The sequence below is a fragment of the Bacteroides sp. HF-162 genome, from assembly GCF_015679285.1.
Lineage (GTDB): Bacteria > Bacteroidota > Bacteroidia > Bacteroidales > Bacteroidaceae > Bacteroides > Bacteroides uniformis.
Genome location: NZ_CP064937.1, coordinates 210,260 through 232,243, shown reverse-complemented (window position 1 = coordinate 232,243; position 21,984 = coordinate 210,260). Strand labels below are relative to the sequence as shown.

The window sequence follows — 21,984 nt, the reverse complement described above, 5'->3', positions numbered from 1 at the left end:
ATCGTGATGATATAGTCGATTCTATTAACTGGTTTTATGAAGAGAAAGCGTCCGGAACATAGCTTCCGGACGCTTTCTTATGTAATAGGTTAGAAAATGAGGTGTGGTTTTATCCTTCAAGGTTCTGTATCTCCACTTCTTTGACTTTCCGGAATAGGTCAGATGCAAATATGAAACTGTTCAACCGCTCGTTGGTAGAAGTGAAGATATCGTCTTTATTGCCTTCCCATTCTTTGTGTCCTTCGTAAATATAGATGATTTTTTCTCCGATACCCATTACAGAGTTCATGTCATGAGTGTTGATGAGAGTAGTCATATTGTATTCTCGGGTTATATCTTGTATCAGTTCGTCGATGACAAGCGAGGTCTTGGGGTCAAGTCCTGAATTCGGCTCGTCACAGAACAAGTATTGCGGGTTTAGGGCAATGGCACGGGCAATGGCTACGCGTTTCTGCATACCGCCGCTGATTTCTCCGGGAAATTTGTCTTTGGCTTCAATCAGGTTTACACGCTCCAAGCAGAACATGGCACGACGAGTCCGATCGCGCAGGGTATCGTTGCTGAACATGTTCAGTGGAAACATCACATTGTCCAGTACCGTCATGGAATCGAACAGCGCGGCACTTTGGAAAATCATTCCCATTTCCCGGCGGAGCGCTTTCTTTTCCTTCTTTCCCATGGCGAGGAAGTTGCGGTGGTCATACAACAATTCTCCTTTGTCCGGTGTCAGCAGACCCACGATACATTTCATGAGTACGGTTTTTCCCGAACCGCTCTGCCCTATGATTAGGTTGGTCTTTCCATTCTCGAAAGTGGCATTGATATCTTTCAGTACCTCTTTTTCTTCAAATGATTTGCAAAGTCCTTTCAGTTCAATCATCCCATTAAAAGTTGAGTTAATATTAGGTCGGCGAATAAGATAAGTACGCTGCTGCATACTACGGAGTCGGTGGACGCCTTGCCCACTTCGATGGAACCGCCTTCGACGGTGTAACCGAAGAATGCCGATACGCTGGCAATGATAAAGGCAAAGAACAGTGACTTGATGATGCCGCACCAAATAAACCATTCGACAAACATGTACTGCAAGCCGTATTCCAAATCTACCGCCGACATGATGCCGCCGAACCAGCAAGTACAGAAGGCACCTATGATGCCGGCGAATATACTGAACGTCACCATCAGTGGAATGGTTGTCACCATAGCGGCAATTTTCGGTAGGATAAGATAGTTGGCAGAATTGACACCCATAATTTCAAGGGCGTCTATCTGCTGGGTGACCCGCATGGTGCCCAGCTCCGAGGCGATGTTTGACCCGACCTTTCCTGCCAGAATCAGACACATGATGGAGGAGGAGAATTCCAGCAGCATGATTTCACGGGTTACATATCCCACTGTCCATCGGGGCATGAAGGGACTCTCGATGTTCAACTTTATCTGTATGGTGATTACAGCTCCGATGAAGAACGATATCAGCAATACGATGCCGATAGAGTTCACGCCGAGCTGTTCCAACTCGTTGACATATTGGCGGAAAAACATACGCATACGTTCGGGACGGGCAAATACGCGTCCCATCAGTATGATATATCGTCCCACTGTCTTAAGTGCTTTAAACATAACATATAAGTATTTGAATGCAAATGTACACTATTTCGGCTTATTTTTGCTACATTTGCGGCGAAAACCTTTAGAGTATGGAAGAAGAAAAAGGCATAAAGAACAATGTAGAGGAAGTTAAGGAAAATCTGCAGGCCGGACCAAGCTTGACTGCCGGGGCAGAGCCACGGGAGGAAGGTAGCATGGTGCTGCGTACGGAGGATTTGGTGAAAAAGTACGGAAAGCGTACGGTAGTGAGCCATGTGTCCATTGATGTGAAGCAAGGGGAGATTGTCGGTTTGCTGGGGCCGAATGGCGCCGGTAAGACAACTTCGTTTTATATGACCGTAGGGCTGATTACTCCCAATGAGGGACGTATCTTCTTGAATGATTTGGATATAACGAAATATCCGGTATACAAGCGTGCGCAGACGGGTATCGGTTATTTGGCGCAGGAGGCTTCCGTGTTCCGTCAAATGAGTGTGGAAGACAATATTGCATCTGTACTGGAAATGACCGACAAGCCTTTGGAGTATCAGAAAGACAAGCTGGAGAGCCTGATTGCAGAGTTCCGCTTGCAGAAGGTAAGGAAGAACAAGGGTAACCAGTTGTCAGGTGGCGAGCGGCGCCGTACAGAAATTGCCCGTTGTCTGGCCATTGACCCCAAATTTATTATGTTGGACGAGCCTTTTGCCGGTGTAGACCCGATTGCAGTGGAGGATATTCAGCAGATTGTGTGGAAGTTGAAAGATAGGAATATCGGCATTTTGATTACTGACCACAATGTGCAGGAGACGCTGAGCATTACCGATCGTGCTTATCTGCTATTTGAAGGAAAAATTTTGTTCCAGGGTACGCCGGAAGAGTTGGCCGAGAATAAGATTGTACGTGAAAAGTATCTGAGTAATAGCTTCGTACTTCGTCGCAAGGATTTTATGAAGTAATCCCGGATACTGTCGATTGATAGAAATAAAAAAAGACCACTCATTCAGTGGCCTTTTTTTATTTCTCCTTAAATCTCTATGATTAATATTTTGGAGGTCTTGCTTCTTTCACTACCATTTGGCGGCCGAAGAATTCAGCACCGTCTAGTTCGGCAATAGCTTTAGCTGCAGCAGCGTCATCTTCCATTTCTACAAAAGCGATGCCTCTGAAACGTCCGGTGGTGCGGTCATTGATAAATTTTACAGAAGATACTGTGCCGTAATCTTCCATTGCCTTCTGCAGGTCACTCTCCTTAACGCGGTAGTTAAGGTTTCCAACATAAATGTTCATAATGAAATTGATAAAATAAATATAATGAATAAAACTCTCTTGGAAGGAAGGCTGAATAATAAATGGATTACAACGACAGAGAGTTTACAAAAGCGTTCTTGAAAACGGAAGTAAAAACCATGTAATGGAAATCGAAAAACTAATGCGCCATCATTCCGCGACAAAGAAACGCATAAAATTCGGATAAACAATGTTTTTCCTTAATTATTTTTGTAGATTGTCGTGCCTTCGGGCAACTCCCATTTCTCTTCATAGAAACTGGACGGTTCGGTTTATCATCGTCTTTTCCCTGAGTATCTTTCCCATAAACGTCCTCCGTTGTCAGTCCGATGGTTGGGCTCTTCTACCGCTCTATCCAAGAATTAAACTGAAATAAATCGGCAATGTTCTTTTGATAATTGAAAGAATAACGCTAATTTTGCACGCCCATTTGAGATATGGAACAAAGTATAAATCAAATAAATAATTGTCAGAATGAACGTTTCATTACAAAACATTGACAAAGTAAGCGCACTGCTTACTGTAAAGCTTGAGAAAGCAGATTATCAGGAAAAAGTAGACAAATCATTGAAGAGCTTCCGTCAGAAGGCACAGATTCCCGGTTTCCGTAAGGGAATGGTTCCTATGAGCTTAGTTAAGAAAATGTATGGTAAGTCTGCATTGGCTGAAGAGGTGAACAAGCTGCTTTCAGAAACAGTATATAAGTATATCCAGGACAATAAGGTAAATATATTGGGCGAGCCTTTGCCCAACGAAGACAAGCAGCAGGAAATTGATTTCGATACTATGGAAGAGTTCGAATTCTTGTTTGATATTGCTTTGGCTCCGGAATTTAAAGCTGAAGTCAGTGCAAAAGATAAGGTAGATTACTATACTATTGAAGTTACAGACGAAATGGTGGATAACCAGGTCAAGGCTTATACTCAACGTAACGGCAAGTATGACAAGGTAGACGTTTACGAGGACAATGACATGCTGAAAGGTTTGCTTGCTGAACTGGATGAAGAAGGTAATACCAAAGAGGGTGGTATTCAGGTGGAAGGCGCTGTAATGATGCCTTCGTACATGAAGAATGATGAACAGAAAGCTATTTTTGCTGGTGCAAAAGTGAATGATGTGCTTGTATTCAACCCGAATACTGCTTGGGACGGAAATGTTGCCGAATTGTCTTCTTTATTGAAGATTGACAAGGAAGCTGCTCCCGAAGTGAAATCCAATTTCAGCTTCCAGGTAGAAGAAATCACACGCTTCGTTCCGGGTGACTTGACTCAGGAAATTTTCGATCAGGTATTTGGCGAAGGCAATGTGAAAACGGAAGAGGAATTCCGTGCCAAAGTGAAGGAAGTTATTGCCAACCAGTTCGTGGCAGACAGTGACTATAAGTTCTTGATTGACGCACGTAAGATGCTGACTGAGAAAGTAGGCAAGTTGGAATTCCCGGATGCATTACTGAAGCGCATTATGCGTCTGAACAATCCTGACAAGGAAGAAAGCTTTGTAGAGGACAACTATGACAAGAGCATCGAAGAGCTGACTTGGCACCTGATTAAAGAACAGCTGGTGAAAGCCAATGATATCAAGGTTGAGCAGGAAGATATCACAAACATGGCTAAGGAAGCTACTCGCGCACAGTTTGCACAATATGGTATGATGAGTGTACCTGAAGAAATCCTGGAGAATTACTCAAAGGAAATGCTTAAGAAGAAAGAGAGTGTAGAAGGCTTGGTTAATCGTGTGGTTGAATCTAAATTGGCTACAGCATTGAAGTCTCAGGTGGAACTGGAGCACAAGAATGTTTCTGCTGAAGAGTTCAATAAGATGTTTGCGTAAGAGCAATGTGAGCCTACGGCTAAAATTTATAAAGAAACACAGAGTTTGACAAACTATAACTCTGTGTTTTTTTGTGTCTCTGTGTTCTTTTTTGTTTCTTTGTATCCTTATAAATTAAAAAAATAGAAAGAAATGGATGATTTTAGAAAATACGCTACCAAGCATCTTGGTATGAACAGTTTGGTACTGGACGATGTGATTAAATCACAAGCCAGCTATTTAAATCCCTATATCCTCGAGGAACGCCAGCTCAATGTAACACAGTTGGACGTGTTTTCCCGTCTGATGATGGACCGCATCATCTTCCTCGGTACGCAGGTTGATGACTATACGGCCAATACTTTGCAGGCTCAGTTGCTTTATCTGGATTCGGTGGATCCGGGCAAGGATATTTCCATCTATATCAATTCGCCGGGCGGTTCAGTATATGCCGGTCTGGGTATTTATGATACCATGCAGTTCATCAGCAGTGATGTGGCTACTATCTGTACAGGTATGGCTGCAAGTATGGCAGCCGTACTGCTGGTTGCCGGTGCTGAAGGCAAACGCTCCGCATTGACCCACTCCCGGGTGATGATACACCAGCCGATGGGAGGTGCCCAGGGGCAGGCTTCGGATATTGAAATCACGGCACGTGAGATCCAAAAGCTGAAGAAAGAACTTTATACTATTATCGCTGACCACTCCCACACTCCCTTTGACAAGGTATGGGCGGATTCTGACCGTGACTACTGGATGACAGCCCAGGAAGCCAAAGAATATGGTATGGTAGATGAGGTTTTGATTAAAAAATAATATGGCAGATTCAAGAAAAAATAAAAATAGATGTAGCTTTTGCGGCCGCACAGAAGATGAAGTCGGATTTCTCATAACGGGGATGAATGGCTATATCTGCGACAGTTGCGCCACCCAGGCCTATGAAATTACTCAAGAGGCTTTGGGGGCTGGCAAGAAGGCAAGTGCCACGAAGCTGAATCTGAAAGAACTTCCTAAACCCGTAGAAATAAAGAAGTTCCTCGACCAATATGTCATTGGTCAGGACGATGCCAAGCGTTTCTTGTCTGTGTCGGTGTATAACCATTACAAACGCCTGCTCCAGAAGGACGGCGGTGATGATGTGGAGATTGAAAAATCGAACATCATCATGGTAGGCAGTACTGGTACGGGAAAGACGTTATTGGCGCGTACTATCGCCAAGTTGCTGCGTGTTCCTTTTACTATTGTAGATGCAACAGTTCTGACAGAGGCAGGTTATGTAGGCGAGGACATTGAAAGCATTTTGACGCGTCTGCTCCAGGTGGCGGATTATAACGTACCCGAGGCAGAGCAAGGCATTGTGTTTATTGATGAGATAGACAAAATAGCACGCAAGGGTGATAATCCTTCCATAACGCGTGATGTGAGTGGTGAAGGCGTGCAGCAGGGATTGCTGAAATTGCTGGAAGGTTCTGTGGTGAATGTTCCTCCCCAGGGTGGGCGCAAACATCCCGACCAGAAAATGATTCCGGTCAATACCAAGAATATTCTGTTCATTTGCGGTGGGGCTTTTGATGGCATTGAAAAGAAGATTGCCCAGCGGCTGAATACACATGTTGTCGGGTATAGTGCTGTACGCAATACGGCAACCATTGATAAGAGCAACATGATGCAGTACATTGCTCCGCAGGATTTGAAGTCGTTCGGACTGATTCCCGAGATTATCGGCCGCCTTCCGGTGCTGACTTATCTGAATCCGTTAGATCGTGCGGCATTGCGCTCCATTCTTACGGAACCGAAGAATTCCATCATCAAGCAATACATCAAACTGTTTGAGATGGACAATGTGAAGCTGACTTTTGAAGATGCTGTATTTGAATATATCGTGGATAAAGCAGTAGAATATAAGTTGGGGGCCCGCGGCTTGCGTTCCATTGTGGAGACAATTATGATGGATGCCATGTTCGAAATTCCGTCAGAACAGAAGGGGCATTTTGTTGTGACGTTGGACTACGCCAAGCGCCAGCTTGAAAAGGCAAATATGGCACGACTGCAAAGTGCTTAAGAATCAGATGGTAATACGGGGTAAAACCGACTATTTTGCTTTTTATTGAAAAATATTCGATGGATTATGCTTGAAATTTAAGAAGTTGTTTATAACTTTGTTAGGGTGCTTTGTGAAAACATGGCGGAGTACCACTATTAAAAGTTAACTCAATAAACAACAACCTAATGAATCATGGCAGGGAAGAAGATTAATTTGACAGACCAGCTGAAGAAATACTTCGGGTTCGATACATTTAAAGGAAATCAGGAAGCAATCATAGAGAATCTGTTGGCGGGTAATGATACATTCGTGTTGATGCCTACCGGTGGTGGAAAATCTTTGTGCTACCAACTGCCGTCCTTGTTGATGGAGGGCACGGGTATCGTGATTTCTCCTCTGATTGCCTTGATGAAGAATCAGGTCGATGCGATGCGTAACTTCAGCGAAGAGGATGGGATAGCCCACTTCATCAATTCTTCCCTAAACAAGAGTGCGATAGACCAGGTTCGGTCTGACATACTCAGTGGTAAGACAAAGCTGTTGTATGTGGCTCCGGAATCACTGACGAAGGAAGAGAATGTGGAGTTTCTGAAAACGGTGAAGATTTCGTTCTATGCCGTGGACGAAGCCCATTGTATCTCTGAATGGGGCCATGACTTCCGTCCTGAGTATCGCCGTATCCGTCCCATTATCAATGAAATAGGAAAAGCCCCTCTGATAGCGTTGACTGCGACGGCCACACCGAAAGTGCAACATGACATCCAGAAGAATCTGGGTATGGTGGATGCGCAGGTGTTCAAGTCATCGTTCAACCGCCCGAATCTTTATTATGAGGTACGTCCCAAGACTGCAAATGTAGACCGGGACATCATCAAGTTCATTAAGAACAATCCCGAAAAGTCAGGCATTATCTATTGCCTGAGTCGGAAGAAAGTGGAGGAACTTGCTGAAATCCTGCAGGCAAACGGAATCAATGCCCGTGCCTATCATGCTGGAATGGATTCGGCTACACGAACACAGAACCAGGATGATTTCCTGATGGAAAAAATTGATGTGATTGTAGCTACCATTGCTTTTGGTATGGGGATTGACAAACCGGATGTGCGCTATGTCATCCATTATGATATACCCAAAAGTCTGGAAGGATATTATCAGGAGACCGGACGTGCCGGAAGAGATGGAGGAGAAGGGCAGTGTATTACTTTCTATACCAATAAAGACTTGCAGAAGCTCGAGAAGTTTATGCAAGGCAAACCTGTAGCAGAGCAGGAAATTGGCAAGCAGCTTCTGCTGGAGACTGCTGCGTATGCCGAATCTTCCGTATGCCGCCGAAAGGCGTTGCTTCATTACTTCGGCGAAGAATATATGGAAGAAAATTGTGGTAATTGTGACAACTGTTTAAATCCGAAAAAACAAGTGGAAGCTCAAGAATTATTGTGTACCGTGATTGAAGCTGTTCTCGCGGTGAAAGAAAATTTTAAAGCGGACTATATTATAGACATAATACAAGGTAAGGAAACTTCAGAAGTGCAGGCGCATCTGCACGAAGATCTCGAAGTATTCGGCTCTGGCATGGGCGAAGAAGACAAAACGTGGAATGCTGTGATCCGTCAGGCGCTTATTGCCGGCTATCTGAGTAAGGATGTCGAAAACTATGGCTTGCTGAAAGTGACGGATGACGGTAGGAAGTTCCTTAAACATCCTAAATCATTCAAGATAGTGGAAGACAATGACTTTGAGGATGTGGAAGAAGAAGCACCTGCACGTGGAGGCGGTGCGTGTGCGGTAGACCCGGCATTGTACTCCATGTTGAAGGACTTACGAAAGAAGTTGTCCAAGAAGTTGGAAGTGCCTCCTTATGTTATTTTCCAGGATCCGTCTTTGGAAGCAATGGCGACCATATATCCGGTAACTTTGGACGAGTTGCAGAACATACCGGGTGTAGGAGCCGGAAAGGCAAAACGCTACGGCGAGGAATTCTGCAAACTCATTAAGCGTCACTGTGAAGAGAATGAGATTGAACGTCCTGAGGACTTGCGTGTGCGTACTGTAGCTAATAAGTCAAAAATGAAGGTGGCCATCATTCAGGCTATTGACCGTAAGGTGGCGTTGGATGACATTGCCATGTCAAAGGGTATTGAGTTTGAAGAGTTACTGGATGAGATAGAAGCTATCGTTTACTCCGGAACGAAATTGAATATCGACTATTTCTTGGAGGATATTATGGATGAAGACCACTTGCTGGATATCTATGATTATTTCAAGGAATCTACCACTGATAAGATTGATGATGCTCTGGATGAATTGGGTGATGACTTTACGGAAGAAGAGGTACGTTTGGTACGCATCAAGTTTATTTCAGAGATGGCAAATTGATTGGCTTTAGTTGATAAAAAAGAAAAAAATGTTGCGTGCAAGTATACGGAATGGAATAAAAACCGTATATTTGCACGCAATAAATTTTAAACGCATAGCCCTATGTCATTTATTGCTGATAAGATTGTAATGGATGGATTAACTTATGACGACGTACTGTTAATCCCCGCTTATTCTGAAGTCTTGCCCAAAACTGTCGAACTCTCGACTAAGTTTTCACGAAACATTGAGTTAAAAATCCCGTTTGTAACTGCTGCCATGGATACGGTTACCGAAGCGAAGATGGCTATTGCCATTGCCCGTGAAGGTGGTATCGGAGTTATTCATAAGAATATGTCCATTGAGGAGCAGGCACGTCAGGTAGCTATTGTGAAGCGTGCCGAAAACGGTATGATTTATGACCCGGTAACTATCAAGAGAGGTTCTACGGTGGCTGATGCGCTGGCTTTGATGGCTGAATACAAGATTGGTGGTATTCCGGTGGTAGATGATGAAAGATATTTGGTAGGTATTGTTACCAATCGTGACCTTCGTTTTGAGAAAGATATGAATAAGCGTATCGACGAGGTGATGACCAAGGAGAACATCATTACTACCAATCCTACGACGGATATGGAGGCTGTTTCTCAAATTCTGCAAGAACATAGAATTGAGAAGTTGCCGGTAGTAGATAAAGACAACAAATTGGTAGGTCTGATTACCTATAAGGATATTACCAAGGCAAAGGATAAACCTATGGCGTGCAAGGATAGCAAAGGTCGTTTGCGCGTTGCTGCCGGAGTGGGAGTGACGAATGACACTTTGGAGCGCATGCGGGCTTTGGTGGATGCAGGGGCGGATGCCATTGTCATTGATACGGCTCACGGACATTCTAAAGGGGTTATTGAAAAATTGAAAGAGGCCAAAGAACATTTCCCTCATATTGACATTGTTGTTGGTAATATTGCTACCGGTGAAGCTGCAAAGGCATTGGTCGAGGCTGGTGCTGATGGAGTAAAGGTGGGCATCGGTCCGGGGTCCATCTGTACTACCCGTGTAGTTGCCGGTGTGGGTGTTCCCCAGTTGTCTGCCGTTTATGATGTGGCAAAGGCACTGAAGGGCACGGGTATTCCTTTGATTGCTGATGGCGGTTTGCGTTATTCGGGCGACGTGGTGAAGGCGTTGGCTGCCGGTGGTTACAGCGTGATGATCGGTTCGCTGGTTGCCGGAACGGAAGAGTCTCCGGGCGATACGATTATTTTCAACGGTCGTAAGTTCAAGTCTTATCGAGGTATGGGATCGTTGGAAGCTATGGAAAATGGTTCCAAGGACCGCTACTTCCAAAGCGGTACCAGTGATGTGAAGAAATTGGTTCCGGAGGGCATTGCCGCCCGCGTTCCTTATAAAGGCACTTTGTATGAGGTGATTTATCAGTTGGTTGGCGGTCTGCGTGCCGGTATGGGATATTGCGGTGCAGCCAATATAGAGAAACTGCACGATGCCAAGTTTACCCGCATTACTAATGCAGGTGTACTCGAAAGTCATCCGCACGATGTATCTATAACCAGTGAGGCACCGAACTATAGCCGTCCTGAGTAAGATAATAACAAAATAATAGTGAATGCCTGGAGAGAGATTGCCGCTTTCCGGGCATTTTGTTTATATTTGCAGCCGTATAAAAAGAACGGATGGTGCTTATGGTTAGATTGCTTTGGGTGTTTGTCTTCCTTGGGTTCGGATTGGCTGTTTCGGCTCAGGACGATCCGGTATTGATGCGTATCAATGGAAAGGAGGTCCTCCGTTCTGAATTCGAACGTAGCTATAATAAGGACGGTACCTCTGTCGGTGCAGGCCGGAAGGCATTGGATGTATATGTGAATAAGTTTATAGACTTCAGGCTGAAAATAGAGGCTGCCGAAGTTGCGGGATTGGATACTTCCTGTGTTTTCCAGAAGGAGCAGGATGAATATCGCCGTTGTCTGATTAAATCATACCTGACAGATGAGAAGACGGCAGAGCAGGCGGCACGGCAGTACTATGACAAGATGAAATCCGACCGGCGTGCAGGTCGGGTATATGTGAAGCATATTTTTAAATATCTCCCCCAGAATATTTCCGGTCATACCTTGCGTGAGGTGGAGTTTAGGATGGATTCTATCTATAGGGCTCTTGCAAAGGAAGGGGAAAGTACGCCGTCTTTCGATGCTTGCGTCGAGCAATTTTCCGATGAGAAGAAAGCGTTTTGGGTGGGTTGGCTGCAGATGCCGGCGGAGTTTGAGGATATTGTATTCGGGTTGAATGCCGGAGAGATTTCTCGTCCGTTCCTCACTCCTCAAGGCATTCATATCGTGAAAGTACTCGAACAGCAGGAAATCCTTCCTTTTGAGAGGATGAAGGACAAAATCATCCGTTGTCAAACCCGTCGTCATGGAATGGATAAAGGAACGCGGGCTTTTGTGGAGAAACTGAAGAAAGAGTATCACTATATGCCGGATAAAGCCGGTATCGACGAACTGCTGGCTAAAGGAAGCACTTCCCGTACATTGTTTACATTGGATGGCAAGGCATACGGTGGAAAAGAATTTGTCGGATTTGCCGCTGCTTATCCGGCAGGGATGCGCAGACAGTTGGAGGCTTTTACAGTAAAAACGATTCTGGACTATGAAAACTCCCGTCTGGAATGGAAGCATCCCGAATTTTGTGCGTTGGTGCAGGGGCATCGTGACAGCATGTTGCTTGCCGAAATCACTGACCGTGAAGTGGGAAAGAGGAGTGTGGTGGATGAAGCGGGATTGAAAGCATATTTTGAGGCGCACCGTTCGGACTTCCATTGGGACGAACCGCGTTATAGGGGTATTGTGCTGCATTGTACTACCAAGCGAGTGGCGAAGCAAGTACGGAAATTTCTGAAACAGATTCCGGAAGAGGAGTGGATGGATGCCATCCGTCTCACTTTCAATGCCGGCGATACTCCCAAGGTGCAGGCAGAGCAAGGATTATTTGCCCCCGGTGATAATGCATATGTGGATGATTTGGTGTTTAAAAGGAAGGATGCGACTCCGGTTTTGTCATTTCCCTTTACTGCTGTACAAGGTCGTAAGCAGAAGGGACCGGACAGTTGGCAAGAGGTGCGAGAGCCGCTCGTAACCGCTTATCGGAACTATTTGGAAACGCGTTGGGTGGCAAAGTTGCGTGCTGCCGGTAAGGTTGAAATTGACCAAGAGGTTTTAAAAACCGTTAATAATCACTGATGCAACCGATTAAAACACTATCTTCGTACCTCAAAACGAAGTAAATATCAGTTGGTGATGCGAACAACCTGCTTTGGGCTTTTAATTTTCCTTCTCTGTGTGGCGTGCAGCGAGCGGCACGACCATAAAGGGCGGACACCGTTAGTGGAGTTGGACGGCAATTTCCTTTACCGGGAAGATTTGCAATCGGTACTTCCGACCGGTTTGTCCAAAGACGACAGTCTGTTGTTTGCAGAACATTATATCCGTAATTGGGTGGAAGATATTTTGTTGTACGATAAAGCGCAGAGCAATATTCCCAATAACGGTGAGATTGATAAACTTGTGGAGAATTATCGCAAAGCATTGATAATGCATACCTATCAGCAGGCTTTAATACATCAGCGACTATCAGAGGAGATTTCAGAACAAGACTTGACGGAGTATTACGAGAAGAATCAGGCGCTCTTCAAAGTGGAACGTCCGTTGATGAAAGGCTTGTTCATCAAAGTTCCTTTGACAGCCCCACAGCTGGGCAATGTTCGTCGCTGGTACAAGATGGAAACCCGTGAGGCGGTGGAACATCTGGAAAAGTACAGTCTGCAGAATGCTGTGAAGTATGAGTATTTTTATGATAAATGGGTGCAGGTATCGGAAGTACTGGATATGCTGCCCTTGAAGGTTTCTGATGTGGACGAGTATCTGGACAAGAATCGCCATGTAGAGCTGAAGGATACGGCTTTCCATTATTTCCTGAATGTGAGCGATTATCGCCCGGTGGGAGAGCAGGAACCCTATGAGTTTGCCCGTAGCCAAGTGAAGGATATGCTGCTGAACGTGAAGCAGGTGGAATTCATGAAGCAAGTGAAGGATGATTTGTATCAACGGGCGGTGAAAAGAGACAAGATTAAATATTATTTAGAATAAGACACCAAGAATGAAACAGTGTATGAACTTTAAGTTTGTAATTTTATTTGCCTTGACGCTATTAGTCGGTTCTACCGTTTATGGACAAGACAACGTGATTGACGAGGTAGTGTGGGTAGTAGGTGACGAGGCTATACTGAAGTCCGAAGTGGAAGAGGCACGCATGAGTGCATTGTATGAAGGACGCAAATTTGACCGTGACCCTTATTGCGTGATACCTGAGGAGATAGCCGTGCAGAAACTGTATCTTCACCAGGCTGCCCTCGACAGTATCGAAGTATCCGAGAGTGAGGTTATCCAGCGTGTGGACTATATGACGAATATGTATATCGCCAATATCGGTTCGCGTGAGAAAATGGAGGAATACTTCAACAAGACTTCCAGCCAGATTCGTGAAACGCTGCGCGAGAATGCCCGTGAAGGATTGAAGGTTCAGAAGATGCAGCAGAAACTGGTGGGCGAGGTTAAGATAACTCCGGCCGAGGTGCGCCGTTACTTCAAGGATTTGCCGCAGGACAGCATTCCTTATATCCCTACCCAGGTGGAGGTGCAGATTATCACTCAGCAGCCTAAGGTCCCTTTGGAGGAAATAGAAGATGTAAAGAGACGTTTGCGTGAGTATACCGACCGTGTCAATAAGGGTGAAAGCTTTTCCATGTTGGCTCGTCTGTACTCTGAGGACCGTGGTTCGGCCATGCGTGGCGGTGAGATTGAATTCTCAGGACGCGGTATGCTGGACCCCGCTTATGCCAATGTGGCTTTCAACTTGCAAGACCCCAGCAAGGTTTCCAAGATTGTAGAGTCTGAATATGGTTTCCATATCATTCAGTTGATAGAGAAGCGCGGTGACCGTATTAAAACACGCCACATTCTGTTGAAACCGCATATTCCGGAAGAAGCTCTGGCTGCCGGTTGTGCCCGTTTGGACTCTATTGCCGATGATATCCGCAATAACAAATTCTCTTTTGAAGAGGCTGCCTCCGTGCTTTCGCAGGATAAGGATACGCGCAACAATCATGGTTTGTTGCCGAATCCTAATACGAACACTTCCCGTTTTGAGATGCAGGAACTTCCCCCTGAAATAGCCAAGGTGGTGGATAAGATGAAAGTGGGCGAAATCTCCGAAGCCTTCACCATGATTCCGCAAAAGACCGGAAAGGAAGAGTGCGTGATTGTGAAGCTGAAGAGCCGTACGATGGGACACAAGGCTACCATTGCCGATGACTATCAGAACTTGAAAGAGATTGTGTTGGAAAAACGCCGCGACGAAGTGCTGGACAAGTGGATTCGTGAGAAGCAGAAGCACACGTATGTCCGTATCAAGGATAATTGGAAGAATAACTGTACGTTCAAGTATCCGGGCTGGATTAAAGAATAATCCGGAAGGATTTACATAGATTTGTATGCAAAAGAAGAATACAAAAAATCATTTCCTGAACAAGCATAGATACCTCCTGGTAGGTATTCTATGCTTGTTTGGCATCTGTCTGCTGAGTGCGCAGGACAAGAAGAAGAGTACTGGTGCACCGGAGAAGAAGAAAGTGGACTCAATTGAACAGAAAAAGACGGAGACGCCGGAAAAGAAGAAGACGCGCGTCGATTTGTTGTACGCAGATGAGGCGCAGGCGGACAAACAGTTGCGTCCTGATGTGCAGGTACTCATCGGCTCGGTGAGGATGAAGCATGACAGTATGTACATGTTCTGTGACAGTGCGCTGATATTCGAAAAGATAAATTCTGTGGAGGCATTCGGCAATGTGCGTATGGAGCAGGGCGACACCTTGTTTATCTATGGAGACTATCTGTATTATGACGGCATGTCGCAGTTGGCCATGCTGCGTGAGAATGTACGTATGATAAATCGTAATACGGTGCTGACAACTGACAGTTTGAACTATGACCGTCTGTACGATTTGGGCTATTACTTCGAAGGCGGTACGCTGACCGACGAGGATAATGTGCTGACTTCCGAGTGGGGAGAATATAGCCCTGCCACTAAGTTGGCTGTCTTCAACCACGACGTGAAGCTGGTCAACCCGAAGTTTGTTTTGACTTCGGATACCTTGAAGTATAGTACAGCTACCAAGATTGCCACAATTTTAGGACCCTCCGACATTGTGAGTGACCAAAATCATATTTATTCCGAACGTGGCGTGTACAATACGACTACTGAGCAGGCAGAACTGCTCGACCGTTCCGTACTGACTAACGAAGGCAAGAAACTGACCGGTGACAGCCTTTTCTACGACCGCATCTTGGGATACGGCGAGGCTTTTGACAATGTACAGATGAATGATACGGTCAACCGGAACATGTTGACTGGCGACTACTGTTTCTACAACGAACTGACCGGAAGCGCCGTTGCCACCAAACGTGCCGTAGCTATCGACTATTCGCAGGGCGACAGTCTGTTCATGCACGGTGATACTTTGAGGCTGATTACCTACCATATGAATACCGATTCCATGTACCGGGAGATGCGTGCCTATCATAAGGTGCGTGCTTATCGCACGGATGTGCAGGCCGTATGCGATTCGTTGGTGTATAATTCCAAAGACTCTTGCATGACGATGTATACCGACCCTATTTTGTGGCACGGGGAACAGCAGTTGTTGGGCGAGGAAATTAAAATTTACATGAACGATAGTACCATCGACTGGGCGCATATCATCAACCAGGCCCTGACGGTAGAGAAAAAGGACAGTATTCACTATAACCAAGTTTCCGGTAAGGAGATGAAGGCTTTCTTCATAGATGGAGACATGCGTCTGGTGGAGGTAAACGGCAATGTACTGGTGGTGTATTATCCGGTAGAGGAGAAGGACAGTTCGCTGATTATGATGAACTATTCGGAAGGCGGACTTTTGAAAATGTACTTGAAGGAGAGAAGGATGGAGCGCGGAGTCTTTGTTGGAAAGACTACCGGTACAGCCTATCCTCTGGACCAGATTCCACCAGATAAGAGCAAGCTGCCTTCTTTTGTCTGGTTCGACTACATCCGTCCGCTCAACAAGGAGGATATCTTCGAGTGGAGGGCTAAAAAAGCAGGTGAAGTATTGAAGAAAAGTGACCGGAAACCTGTAACTTCGCCAAGGAATATGCATATTAAACGAAATAATAAGTAGCGTCATGGGAATGTTTGCAATGCGGAAGCCTCGTGGCTTCAATCATAGCTATATCTATGTGGATGAGCGGAAAGAGAAGTTGGCGAAGATGGAAGAAAACGCCAAGCGTGACCTGGGTATGCTGCCGGAAAAGGAATTCTCGCCCGAGGATATACGGGGCAAATTCATAGAAGGAACAACTCACTTGAAGCGGCGCAAGGAGAGCGGACGTAAGCCGATGCATTTGGGCATAATCCTTGTTGTCATAGCTGTGCTGATTTATCTGTGGTATGCCATCAGTAACGGAATCATTTAATAATGATTAATCATTAATCCCTAATCATTAAACATTATCATGAGCGATATCATTCATTTGCTGCCCGATTCGGTTGCCAATCAGATTGCTGCCGGAGAGGTGATTCAGCGTCCGGCATCTGTTGTGAAGGAATTGGTGGAAAATGCAATTGATGCCGAAGCAGAGGAAATACATGTGCTGATTACCGATGCGGGCAAGACCTGCATTCAGGTGATTGATGACGGAAAGGGGATGTCCGAAACGGATGCGCGTCTTTCTTTTGAACGCCATGCAACTTCAAAGATACGCGAAGCTGCCGATTTGTTTGCCCTACGCACCATGGGCTTCCGTGGAGAAGCGTTGGCTTCCATTGCTGCGGTAGCTGAAGTGGAGTTGAAAACACGCCCAGCCAGCGAGGAGCTGGGGACGCGACTGTTGATTGCCGGCTCTAAAGTCGAGAGCCAGGAAGCCGTTTCCTGCCCTAAGGGAAGCAATTTTTCCATCAAGAACCTATTCTTCAATATTCCTGCCCGGCGTAAATTCCTGAAAGCCAACTCTACGGAGTTGAGCAATATCCTTACGGAATTCGAGCGTATAGCGCTGGTGCATCCTGAGGTAGCCTTCTATCTGTATAGTAATGATACGGAATTGTTCAATCTTCCGGTAATGCCTTTGCGGCAACGCATCATGGCAGTTTTCGGAAAGAAGCTGAATCAGCAGTTGCTGTCCGTAGACGTTAATACGACGATGATAAAGATTTCCGGTTTTGTTGCCAAGCCGGAAACCTCGCGCAAGAAAGGAGCGCACCAATACTTTTTTGTGAACGGGCGTTATATGCGTCACCCCTATTTCCACAAAGCGGTGATGGACGCTTATGAGCAGCTGATTCCTGCCGGTGAGCAAATCTCCTACTTTATTTATTTCGAGGTAGACCCTGCCAATATCGATGTGAACATCCATCCGACGAAGACGGAGATTAAGTTCGAGAATGAGCAGGCTATCTGGCAGATTCTGTCGGCTGCGGTCAAGGAATCCTTAGGCAAGTTTAGCGCTATACCTACTATCGATTTTGATACCGAGGACATGCCGGATATTCCTGCATTCGAGCAGGCTCGTCCGATAGAGCCTCCGAAGGTACACTATAACACGGATTTCAATCCCTTCAAGACGTCTTCCGCTTCTTCCTATGGAGGCGGTGGCAATTATTCGCGCCCCAAAGTGGAGTGGGAGGGGCTTTATTCCGGTTTGGAAAAAGCCAGCAGGATGAACGAGCCGATGGAGGAAGAGCCTTTTGTAGAGGATACGGTTACCGGTACGGCTCCAAGAGAGGAGGAGAGGGTTCCTTATTTCCAGGAAACGGTTCCTTCCGGGGCAAGCGCCTCTTTCTATGGCAATGAGGCAACGGTAGAGAAAGGAGCGCAACACTTCCAGTTCAAGGGGCGTTTTATTCTGACTTCCGTTAAATCGGGTCTGATGCTGATAGACCAGCACCGGGCGCATGTCCGGGTATTGTTCGACCGCTATATGAGCCAGATTCGACAGAAACAAGGCGTATCCCAGGGGGTATTGTTTCCGGAGATTATCCAGTTGCCGGCTTCGGAAGCTGCCGTATTGGAAAGTATATTGGAAGATTTGTCGGCAGTAGGCTTCGATTTGAGCCCGCTGGGTGGCGGCAGCTATGCCATCAACGGCATACCTTCGGGCATAGAGGGGTTGAACCCGGTAGAATTGGTCCGGAATATGGTACATACTGCTATGGAAAAAGGGAATGACGTTAAGGAAGAGGTGCAGACAATTCTTGCATCGACCTTGGCACGTGCTGCGGCCATCGTCTATGGACAAGTGCTGAGCAACGAGGAAATGTCCAATCTCGTGGACAATCTGTTTGCATGCCCATCCCCGAATTATACTCCGGACGGAAAGACGGTGCTGGCGACCATTAAAGAAGACGACATAGAAAAGCTTTTCTCCAAATAAGGAAGAGTACTTTCTTTTGCATCAAGGCAAAAAAAGTACAAATATTCAGAACCTTTTAGTTCTGTTGGCGTTAATTAGACAGTTTGAATGATAAAGAGTTTAATTAACCACTTAACTATTTTAAGGTATATGAAAAAGATTCTAATGTTACTGGCTTTAGCTGGTGTGTCTTCTGTTGCCATGGCGCAGCAAAAGACTGAAGTTGTGGAAGAATTTGGTGTTATCCAGGTTCAGGATAAATATCAGGTAATCACTAATCCGTTCTGGAGTAATTGGTTTTTCTCTATAGGCGGTGGTGCCGAAGCAACTTTTGGAGATAATGATAAGGCAGGAAGTTTTGGCAAGCGTATCAGTCCGACGCTGAATTTTGCCATCGGCAAATGGTTCACCCCGGGACTGGGAGTACGTCTGCAATATAGCGGCCTTCAGGCAAGAGGATATACGTATGATGCAGGTGCTGACTACGTGAAAGGCACTCAGATGGATGACGGCTACTACAAACAGCGTTTCGACTATATGAATCTGCACGGAGATGTGATGTTCAATCTGAATGCGCTGTTTGGAGGATACAACCAGCACCGTGTGTATGAAATCATTCCTTATGTAGGTGCTGGCTTCACTCACAACTACACAAAGCCTCACCGCGAAGCTCTGTCTGTAAACGCGGGTATCATCAATCGCTTCCGTATTTCCAATGCGATAGATATTAACCTGGAGCTGAGCGCAATGGGCGTTGAAGATAAGTTCGATGGCGAAGTTGGCGGCGATCATGGATATGATGGCGTGCTGAGTGCAACGGTAGGGTTGACATACCGTTTCCCCGCCCGTGGATTCCGTCGCCCGATGCCTCAGTTGATTTCTCAGGTAGAGCTGGCTGCCATGCAGGCACAGCTTGCAGAGATGGGAGCTGCCAACCAGCAGCTGCAGAATGCATTGGTGGCTGCACAGAACCAGCCGGTGGCCGAAGTTACGGAAACCGAAGTGATTGTTCCCGATCCGGATATAGCACCGCGTACCGTATTCTTCAATATCGGTTCTGCCGAAGTCTCTCCACGTGAAGCAATGAACTTGTCTTATCTGGCAGACCAGATGAAACAGTTCCCGAACGCCACTTACACTGTAAACGGATATGCAGACTCTGCAACCGGTACGCCGGCATTCAACAAAGAGTTGAGTTTGAAGCGTGCACAAGCCGTGGTCGATGTATTGGTAAAACAATACGGAATTCCTGCTGACCGCCTGAAGGTGGATGCCGGTGGTGGTGTCGATAAGTTCGGACAGCCGATTCTGAACCGTGTGGTATTGGTGAAATCTGCCAATTAGAAAGCTACAAGCTACAAGGAGTTACGAGTTATAGAAATGAGAAGGGGCATGCGTTATTATGACGCATGCCCCTCATTTTTTGTAACCAGTAACTTGTAACAGGTAGCTCCTTGTAACTCGTAACTTCTGTAACTCGTATCTCCTATCCCTTATTCTCCGCCGAATTTCTTTACTTGCTCTGCAATCAGTTCCGCATCATCAAAGTAGTTTATCTTCATAGCCTTGCGTACATCGTCCAAGGTTGCGGCAGCGGTTTCCCTGGCAGTTTCGCAACCTTTCTTCAGCATGTCGTAGATGGCGGGGATGTCTTTTTCAAACTCCTTGCGGCGGTTGCGGATAGGCTCCAGTGTCTCCTGCATAATTTCGTTGAGGAACTTCTTCACTTTCATGTCGCCCAGACCGCCACGTTGGTAGTGGGCTTTCAGTTCGTCCAGATTCGGATATTCGGGCAGATAAAGGCCGAAGTGTTCCGGACGGCAAAAGGCATCCAGGTAAGTGAATACGGTGTTGCCTTCCAATTTTCCGGGGTCTTGCACACGCAGGTGGTCGGGGTCGGTATACATGCTCTTCACCTTCTTCTGCACCTCGTCGGCAGAGTCCGAAAGATAGATACAGTTGCCGAGGCTCTTGCTCATCTTGGCTTTGCCGTCCGTTCCCGGCAGGCGCAGGCAGGCTGCATTGTCGGGCAACAGGATTTCCGGTTCCACGAGGGTTTCACCATATATATAGTTGAAACGGCGTACGATTTCACGAGCTTGTTCAATCATCGGCTCCTGGTCTTCGCCCACGGGCACGGTAGTGGCGCGGAAGGCGGTAATGTCCGCTGCCTGGCTGATGGGGTAGGTGAAGAAACCTACGGGGATGCTTGTCTCGAAATTACGCATCTGGATTTCGGTCTTTACCGTCGGGTTGCGTTGCAGGCGGCTCACGGTCACCAGGTCCATATAGTAGAAGGTCAGTTCGCAGAGTTCCGGTATCTGGGATTGGATGAAGATGGTACTCTTCGTCGGGTCCAGTCCGCAAGCCAGGTAGTCCAGTGCCACCTCGATGACGTTCTGGCGCACCTTTTCCGGATTCTCCATATTGTCCGTCAGCGCTTGTGCGTCGGCGATGAAGATGAAAATCTTGTCGTACAAGCCGGAGTTTTGCAGTTCCACTCTTCTTCTCAATGAGCCTACATAGTGTCCTATGTGCAGGCGTCCTGTGGGGCGGTCGCCCGTAAGGATGATTTTTTCTTTTGCCATATTATGTATTTTTTAGTTTCTTCATTGTATAAAAGCCATTAAGACCGGCAAAGATACCTATAATTATCGAAACCTCAAGGGATGACGCTTTCTTTCCTTTTCACGTATACCTTATGGCTTCCGATGCCGCTTGTATCGATTCCGCTGCCGGGAGTATGTGCCCATTTGCGCAGTTCCACGGTGGCGGTGGAGCGGACGAGTCCGGTCAGTTGCCGGTAGATGCTGACAGTAAGGAAGGCATGCTTGTCCAGATACTGATGCGCCAGAGCCAGACGTTGTTCGGGGGTGTATTTCTTCGACGAGCGTGCGGGTTTCCAGGAGGCACGTTCCAGTTCGCACCAATGGTTGGTTTCTCTAATCAAGGCCTTGTCTGTGCGGAAGTTCACGCCACTTACGTAGATGCTCCGCGCGTTTCGCTTCGTGGTGCTTTCTTGGGGCTGTTCGCGTTCCTTGTCGGGGTAGATGGACAGTGCGGGGGTGAATACGCCCAATCCTTCTATCTTCACCGAGCGTCCCATTCCCATTTCGTGGGCCAGGGCTTCGCCCAGCTCGCAGATAATTCCTTCGGTTACGCCTTTCGAGAATCCCGAGGTCATGGCGATGTATTCCGCCAGTTCGCGCGTGCCGGTCTGTCCGGTCATCACCATCTTGGGGTAGGTGATTGGTTCGCCCGTGCCTTGCAAGTCGGGCATTTCTTTCATTTGGTAGCGTGTGGTCATTGTTGCGTTCTCCTTTCTTTTCTTTCCTTCGTTGCAAAGTCCTTTTCCCTGCGGAGCAAAGTTCTTTTGGTGGCGGAGAAATC

At 46.5% G+C, this 21,984-nt stretch carries 18 protein-coding genes; 13 read left to right on the top strand and 5 right to left on the bottom strand.

Annotated features, from left to right (window positions below; genetic code table 11):
• Window positions 1–109: 109 nt before the first annotated feature.
• The gene (locus ITJ87_RS00925) at window positions 110–880 is read right to left on the bottom strand and encodes an ABC transporter ATP-binding protein (protein ID WP_005829539.1); all 771 of its coding nucleotides are present in this window, start codon (window positions 878–880) and stop codon (window positions 110–112) included.
• Entirely contained in the window at window positions 877–1,620 is a 744-nt protein-coding gene (locus tag ITJ87_RS00920) for an ABC transporter permease (protein ID WP_005829541.1), read from the bottom strand. Before ITJ87_RS00920 ends, ITJ87_RS00925 begins: the two co-directional genes overlap by 4 nt.
• Before the next feature lie 182 nt (window positions 1,621–1,802).
• Between ITJ87_RS00920 and lptB the strand changes: the two genes are divergently transcribed.
• Window positions 1,803–2,543, top strand: coding sequence for an LPS export ABC transporter ATP-binding protein (lptB, locus tag ITJ87_RS00915; RefSeq protein WP_034523256.1), 741 nt, complete (start codon window positions 1,803–1,805; stop codon window positions 2,541–2,543).
• An 82-nt stretch (window positions 2,544–2,625) separates the two neighbouring features.
• On the opposite strand, the gene ITJ87_RS00910 is transcribed toward lptB, so the two are convergent.
• Window positions 2,626–2,874 carry an RNA-binding protein gene (locus tag ITJ87_RS00910; protein WP_005829545.1) on the bottom strand — a complete coding sequence of 83 codons (249 nt, stop codon included), beginning with the start codon at window positions 2,872–2,874 and terminating at the stop codon, window positions 2,626–2,628.
• A 474-nt stretch (window positions 2,875–3,348) separates the two neighbouring features.
• On the opposite strand from ITJ87_RS00910, the gene tig reads away from it, so the two are divergent.
• The 12 genes from tig to ITJ87_RS00850 all read left to right on the top strand — a co-directional run bounded on the left by tig (window position 3,349) and on the right by ITJ87_RS00850 (window position 19,938).
• Complete coding sequence (tig, locus tag ITJ87_RS00905) at window positions 3,349–4,704, top strand: trigger factor (protein ID WP_117600768.1); 1,356 nt, start codon at window positions 3,349–3,351, stop codon at window positions 4,702–4,704.
• A gap of 132 nt (window positions 4,705–4,836) precedes the next feature.
• A complete protein-coding gene (gene clpP / locus ITJ87_RS00900) occupies window positions 4,837–5,499 on the top strand; it encodes an ATP-dependent Clp endopeptidase proteolytic subunit ClpP (RefSeq protein ID WP_117600769.1) in 663 nt (220 codons plus the stop codon).
• Between the two features lies 1 nt (window position 5,500).
• Window positions 5,501–6,745, top strand: a complete 1,245-nt coding sequence (clpX, locus tag ITJ87_RS00895; protein ID WP_117600770.1) for an ATP-dependent Clp protease ATP-binding subunit ClpX — start codon at window positions 5,501–5,503, stop codon at window positions 6,743–6,745.
• Between the two features lie 174 nt (window positions 6,746–6,919).
• Window positions 6,920–9,103, top strand: coding sequence for a DNA helicase RecQ (gene recQ / locus ITJ87_RS00890; RefSeq protein ID WP_117600771.1), 2,184 nt, complete (start codon window positions 6,920–6,922; stop codon window positions 9,101–9,103).
• Between the two features lie 102 nt (window positions 9,104–9,205).
• A complete protein-coding gene (guaB, locus tag ITJ87_RS00885; protein ID WP_117600772.1) occupies window positions 9,206–10,681 on the top strand; it encodes an IMP dehydrogenase in 1,476 nt (491 codons plus the stop codon).
• An 89-nt stretch (window positions 10,682–10,770) separates the two neighbouring features.
• Entirely contained in the window at window positions 10,771–12,333 is a 1,563-nt protein-coding gene (locus ITJ87_RS00880) for a peptidylprolyl isomerase (protein ID WP_117600773.1), read from the top strand.
• Between the two features lie 57 nt (window positions 12,334–12,390).
• On the top strand, window positions 12,391–13,239 hold the full coding sequence (locus tag ITJ87_RS00875) for a peptidylprolyl isomerase (RefSeq protein ID WP_117965158.1): 849 nt from the start codon (window positions 12,391–12,393) through the stop codon (window positions 13,237–13,239).
• Between the two features lie 10 nt (window positions 13,240–13,249).
• Complete coding sequence (locus ITJ87_RS00870; protein ID WP_117965160.1) at window positions 13,250–14,617, top strand: peptidylprolyl isomerase; 1,368 nt, start codon at window positions 13,250–13,252, stop codon at window positions 14,615–14,617.
• A 25-nt stretch (window positions 14,618–14,642) separates the two neighbouring features.
• Complete coding sequence (locus ITJ87_RS00865) at window positions 14,643–16,364, top strand: OstA-like protein (protein WP_117600776.1); 1,722 nt, start codon at window positions 14,643–14,645, stop codon at window positions 16,362–16,364.
• 4 nt (window positions 16,365–16,368) lie between these two features.
• Complete coding sequence (locus ITJ87_RS00860; RefSeq protein ID WP_005829571.1) at window positions 16,369–16,659, top strand: hypothetical protein; 291 nt, start codon at window positions 16,369–16,371, stop codon at window positions 16,657–16,659.
• 39 nt (window positions 16,660–16,698) lie between these two features.
• Window positions 16,699–18,615, top strand: a complete 1,917-nt coding sequence (gene mutL, locus ITJ87_RS00855) for a DNA mismatch repair endonuclease MutL (protein WP_117965162.1) — start codon at window positions 16,699–16,701, stop codon at window positions 18,613–18,615.
• Window positions 18,616–18,744: 129 nt separating this feature from the next.
• Entirely contained in the window at window positions 18,745–19,938 is a 1,194-nt protein-coding gene (locus ITJ87_RS00850) for an OmpA family protein (protein WP_009037822.1), read from the top strand.
• Between the two features lie 149 nt (window positions 19,939–20,087).
• Here the strand turns inward: ITJ87_RS00850 and trpS are convergent, their stop codons facing one another.
• Together trpS and ITJ87_RS00840 are read right to left on the bottom strand one after the other, a co-directional pair.
• A complete protein-coding gene (gene trpS, locus ITJ87_RS00845) occupies window positions 20,088–21,182 on the bottom strand; it encodes a tryptophan--tRNA ligase (protein ID WP_005829577.1) in 1,095 nt (364 codons plus the stop codon).
• Between the two features lie 74 nt (window positions 21,183–21,256).
• Window positions 21,257–21,901 carry an HU family DNA-binding protein gene (locus ITJ87_RS00840; protein ID WP_005833449.1) on the bottom strand — a complete coding sequence of 215 codons (645 nt, stop codon included), beginning with the start codon at window positions 21,899–21,901 and terminating at the stop codon, window positions 21,257–21,259.
• Window positions 21,902–21,984: the final 83 nt, after the last annotated feature.

Coding starts and splice junctions, on each gene's coding strand:
- ITJ87_RS00910 (WP_005829545.1), bottom strand. CDS start 2,874: ATGAACATTTATGTTGGAAACCTTAACTACCGCGTTAAGGAGAGTGAC.
- mutL (WP_117965162.1), top strand. CDS start 16,699: ATGAGCGATATCATTCATTTGCTGCCCGATTCGGTTGCCAATCAGATT.
- clpX (WP_117600770.1), top strand. CDS start 5,501: ATGGCAGATTCAAGAAAAAATAAAAATAGATGTAGCTTTTGCGGCCGC.
- ITJ87_RS00865 (WP_117600776.1), top strand. CDS start 14,643: ATGCAAAAGAAGAATACAAAAAATCATTTCCTGAACAAGCATAGATAC.
- ITJ87_RS00870 (WP_117965160.1), top strand. CDS start 13,250: ATGAAACAGTGTATGAACTTTAAGTTTGTAATTTTATTTGCCTTGACG.
- ITJ87_RS00840 (WP_005833449.1), bottom strand. CDS start 21,901: ATGACCACACGCTACCAAATGAAAGAAATGCCCGACTTGCAAGGCACG.
- ITJ87_RS00920 (WP_005829541.1), bottom strand. CDS start 1,620: ATGTTTAAAGCACTTAAGACAGTGGGACGATATATCATACTGATGGGA.
- ITJ87_RS00925 (WP_005829539.1), bottom strand. CDS start 880: ATGATTGAACTGAAAGGACTTTGCAAATCATTTGAAGAAAAAGAGGTA.
- ITJ87_RS00850 (WP_009037822.1), top strand. CDS start 18,745: ATGAAAAAGATTCTAATGTTACTGGCTTTAGCTGGTGTGTCTTCTGTT.
- ITJ87_RS00880 (WP_117600773.1), top strand. CDS start 10,771: ATGGTGCTTATGGTTAGATTGCTTTGGGTGTTTGTCTTCCTTGGGTTC.
- tig (WP_117600768.1), top strand. CDS start 3,349: ATGAACGTTTCATTACAAAACATTGACAAAGTAAGCGCACTGCTTACT.
- trpS (WP_005829577.1), bottom strand. CDS start 21,182: ATGGCAAAAGAAAAAATCATCCTTACGGGCGACCGCCCCACAGGACGC.
- guaB (WP_117600772.1), top strand. CDS start 9,206: ATGTCATTTATTGCTGATAAGATTGTAATGGATGGATTAACTTATGAC.
- clpP (WP_117600769.1), top strand. CDS start 4,837: ATGGATGATTTTAGAAAATACGCTACCAAGCATCTTGGTATGAACAGT.
- recQ (WP_117600771.1), top strand. CDS start 6,920: ATGGCAGGGAAGAAGATTAATTTGACAGACCAGCTGAAGAAATACTTC.
- ITJ87_RS00860 (WP_005829571.1), top strand. CDS start 16,369: ATGGGAATGTTTGCAATGCGGAAGCCTCGTGGCTTCAATCATAGCTAT.
- ITJ87_RS00875 (WP_117965158.1), top strand. CDS start 12,391: ATGCGAACAACCTGCTTTGGGCTTTTAATTTTCCTTCTCTGTGTGGCG.
- lptB (WP_034523256.1), top strand. CDS start 1,803: ATGGTGCTGCGTACGGAGGATTTGGTGAAAAAGTACGGAAAGCGTACG.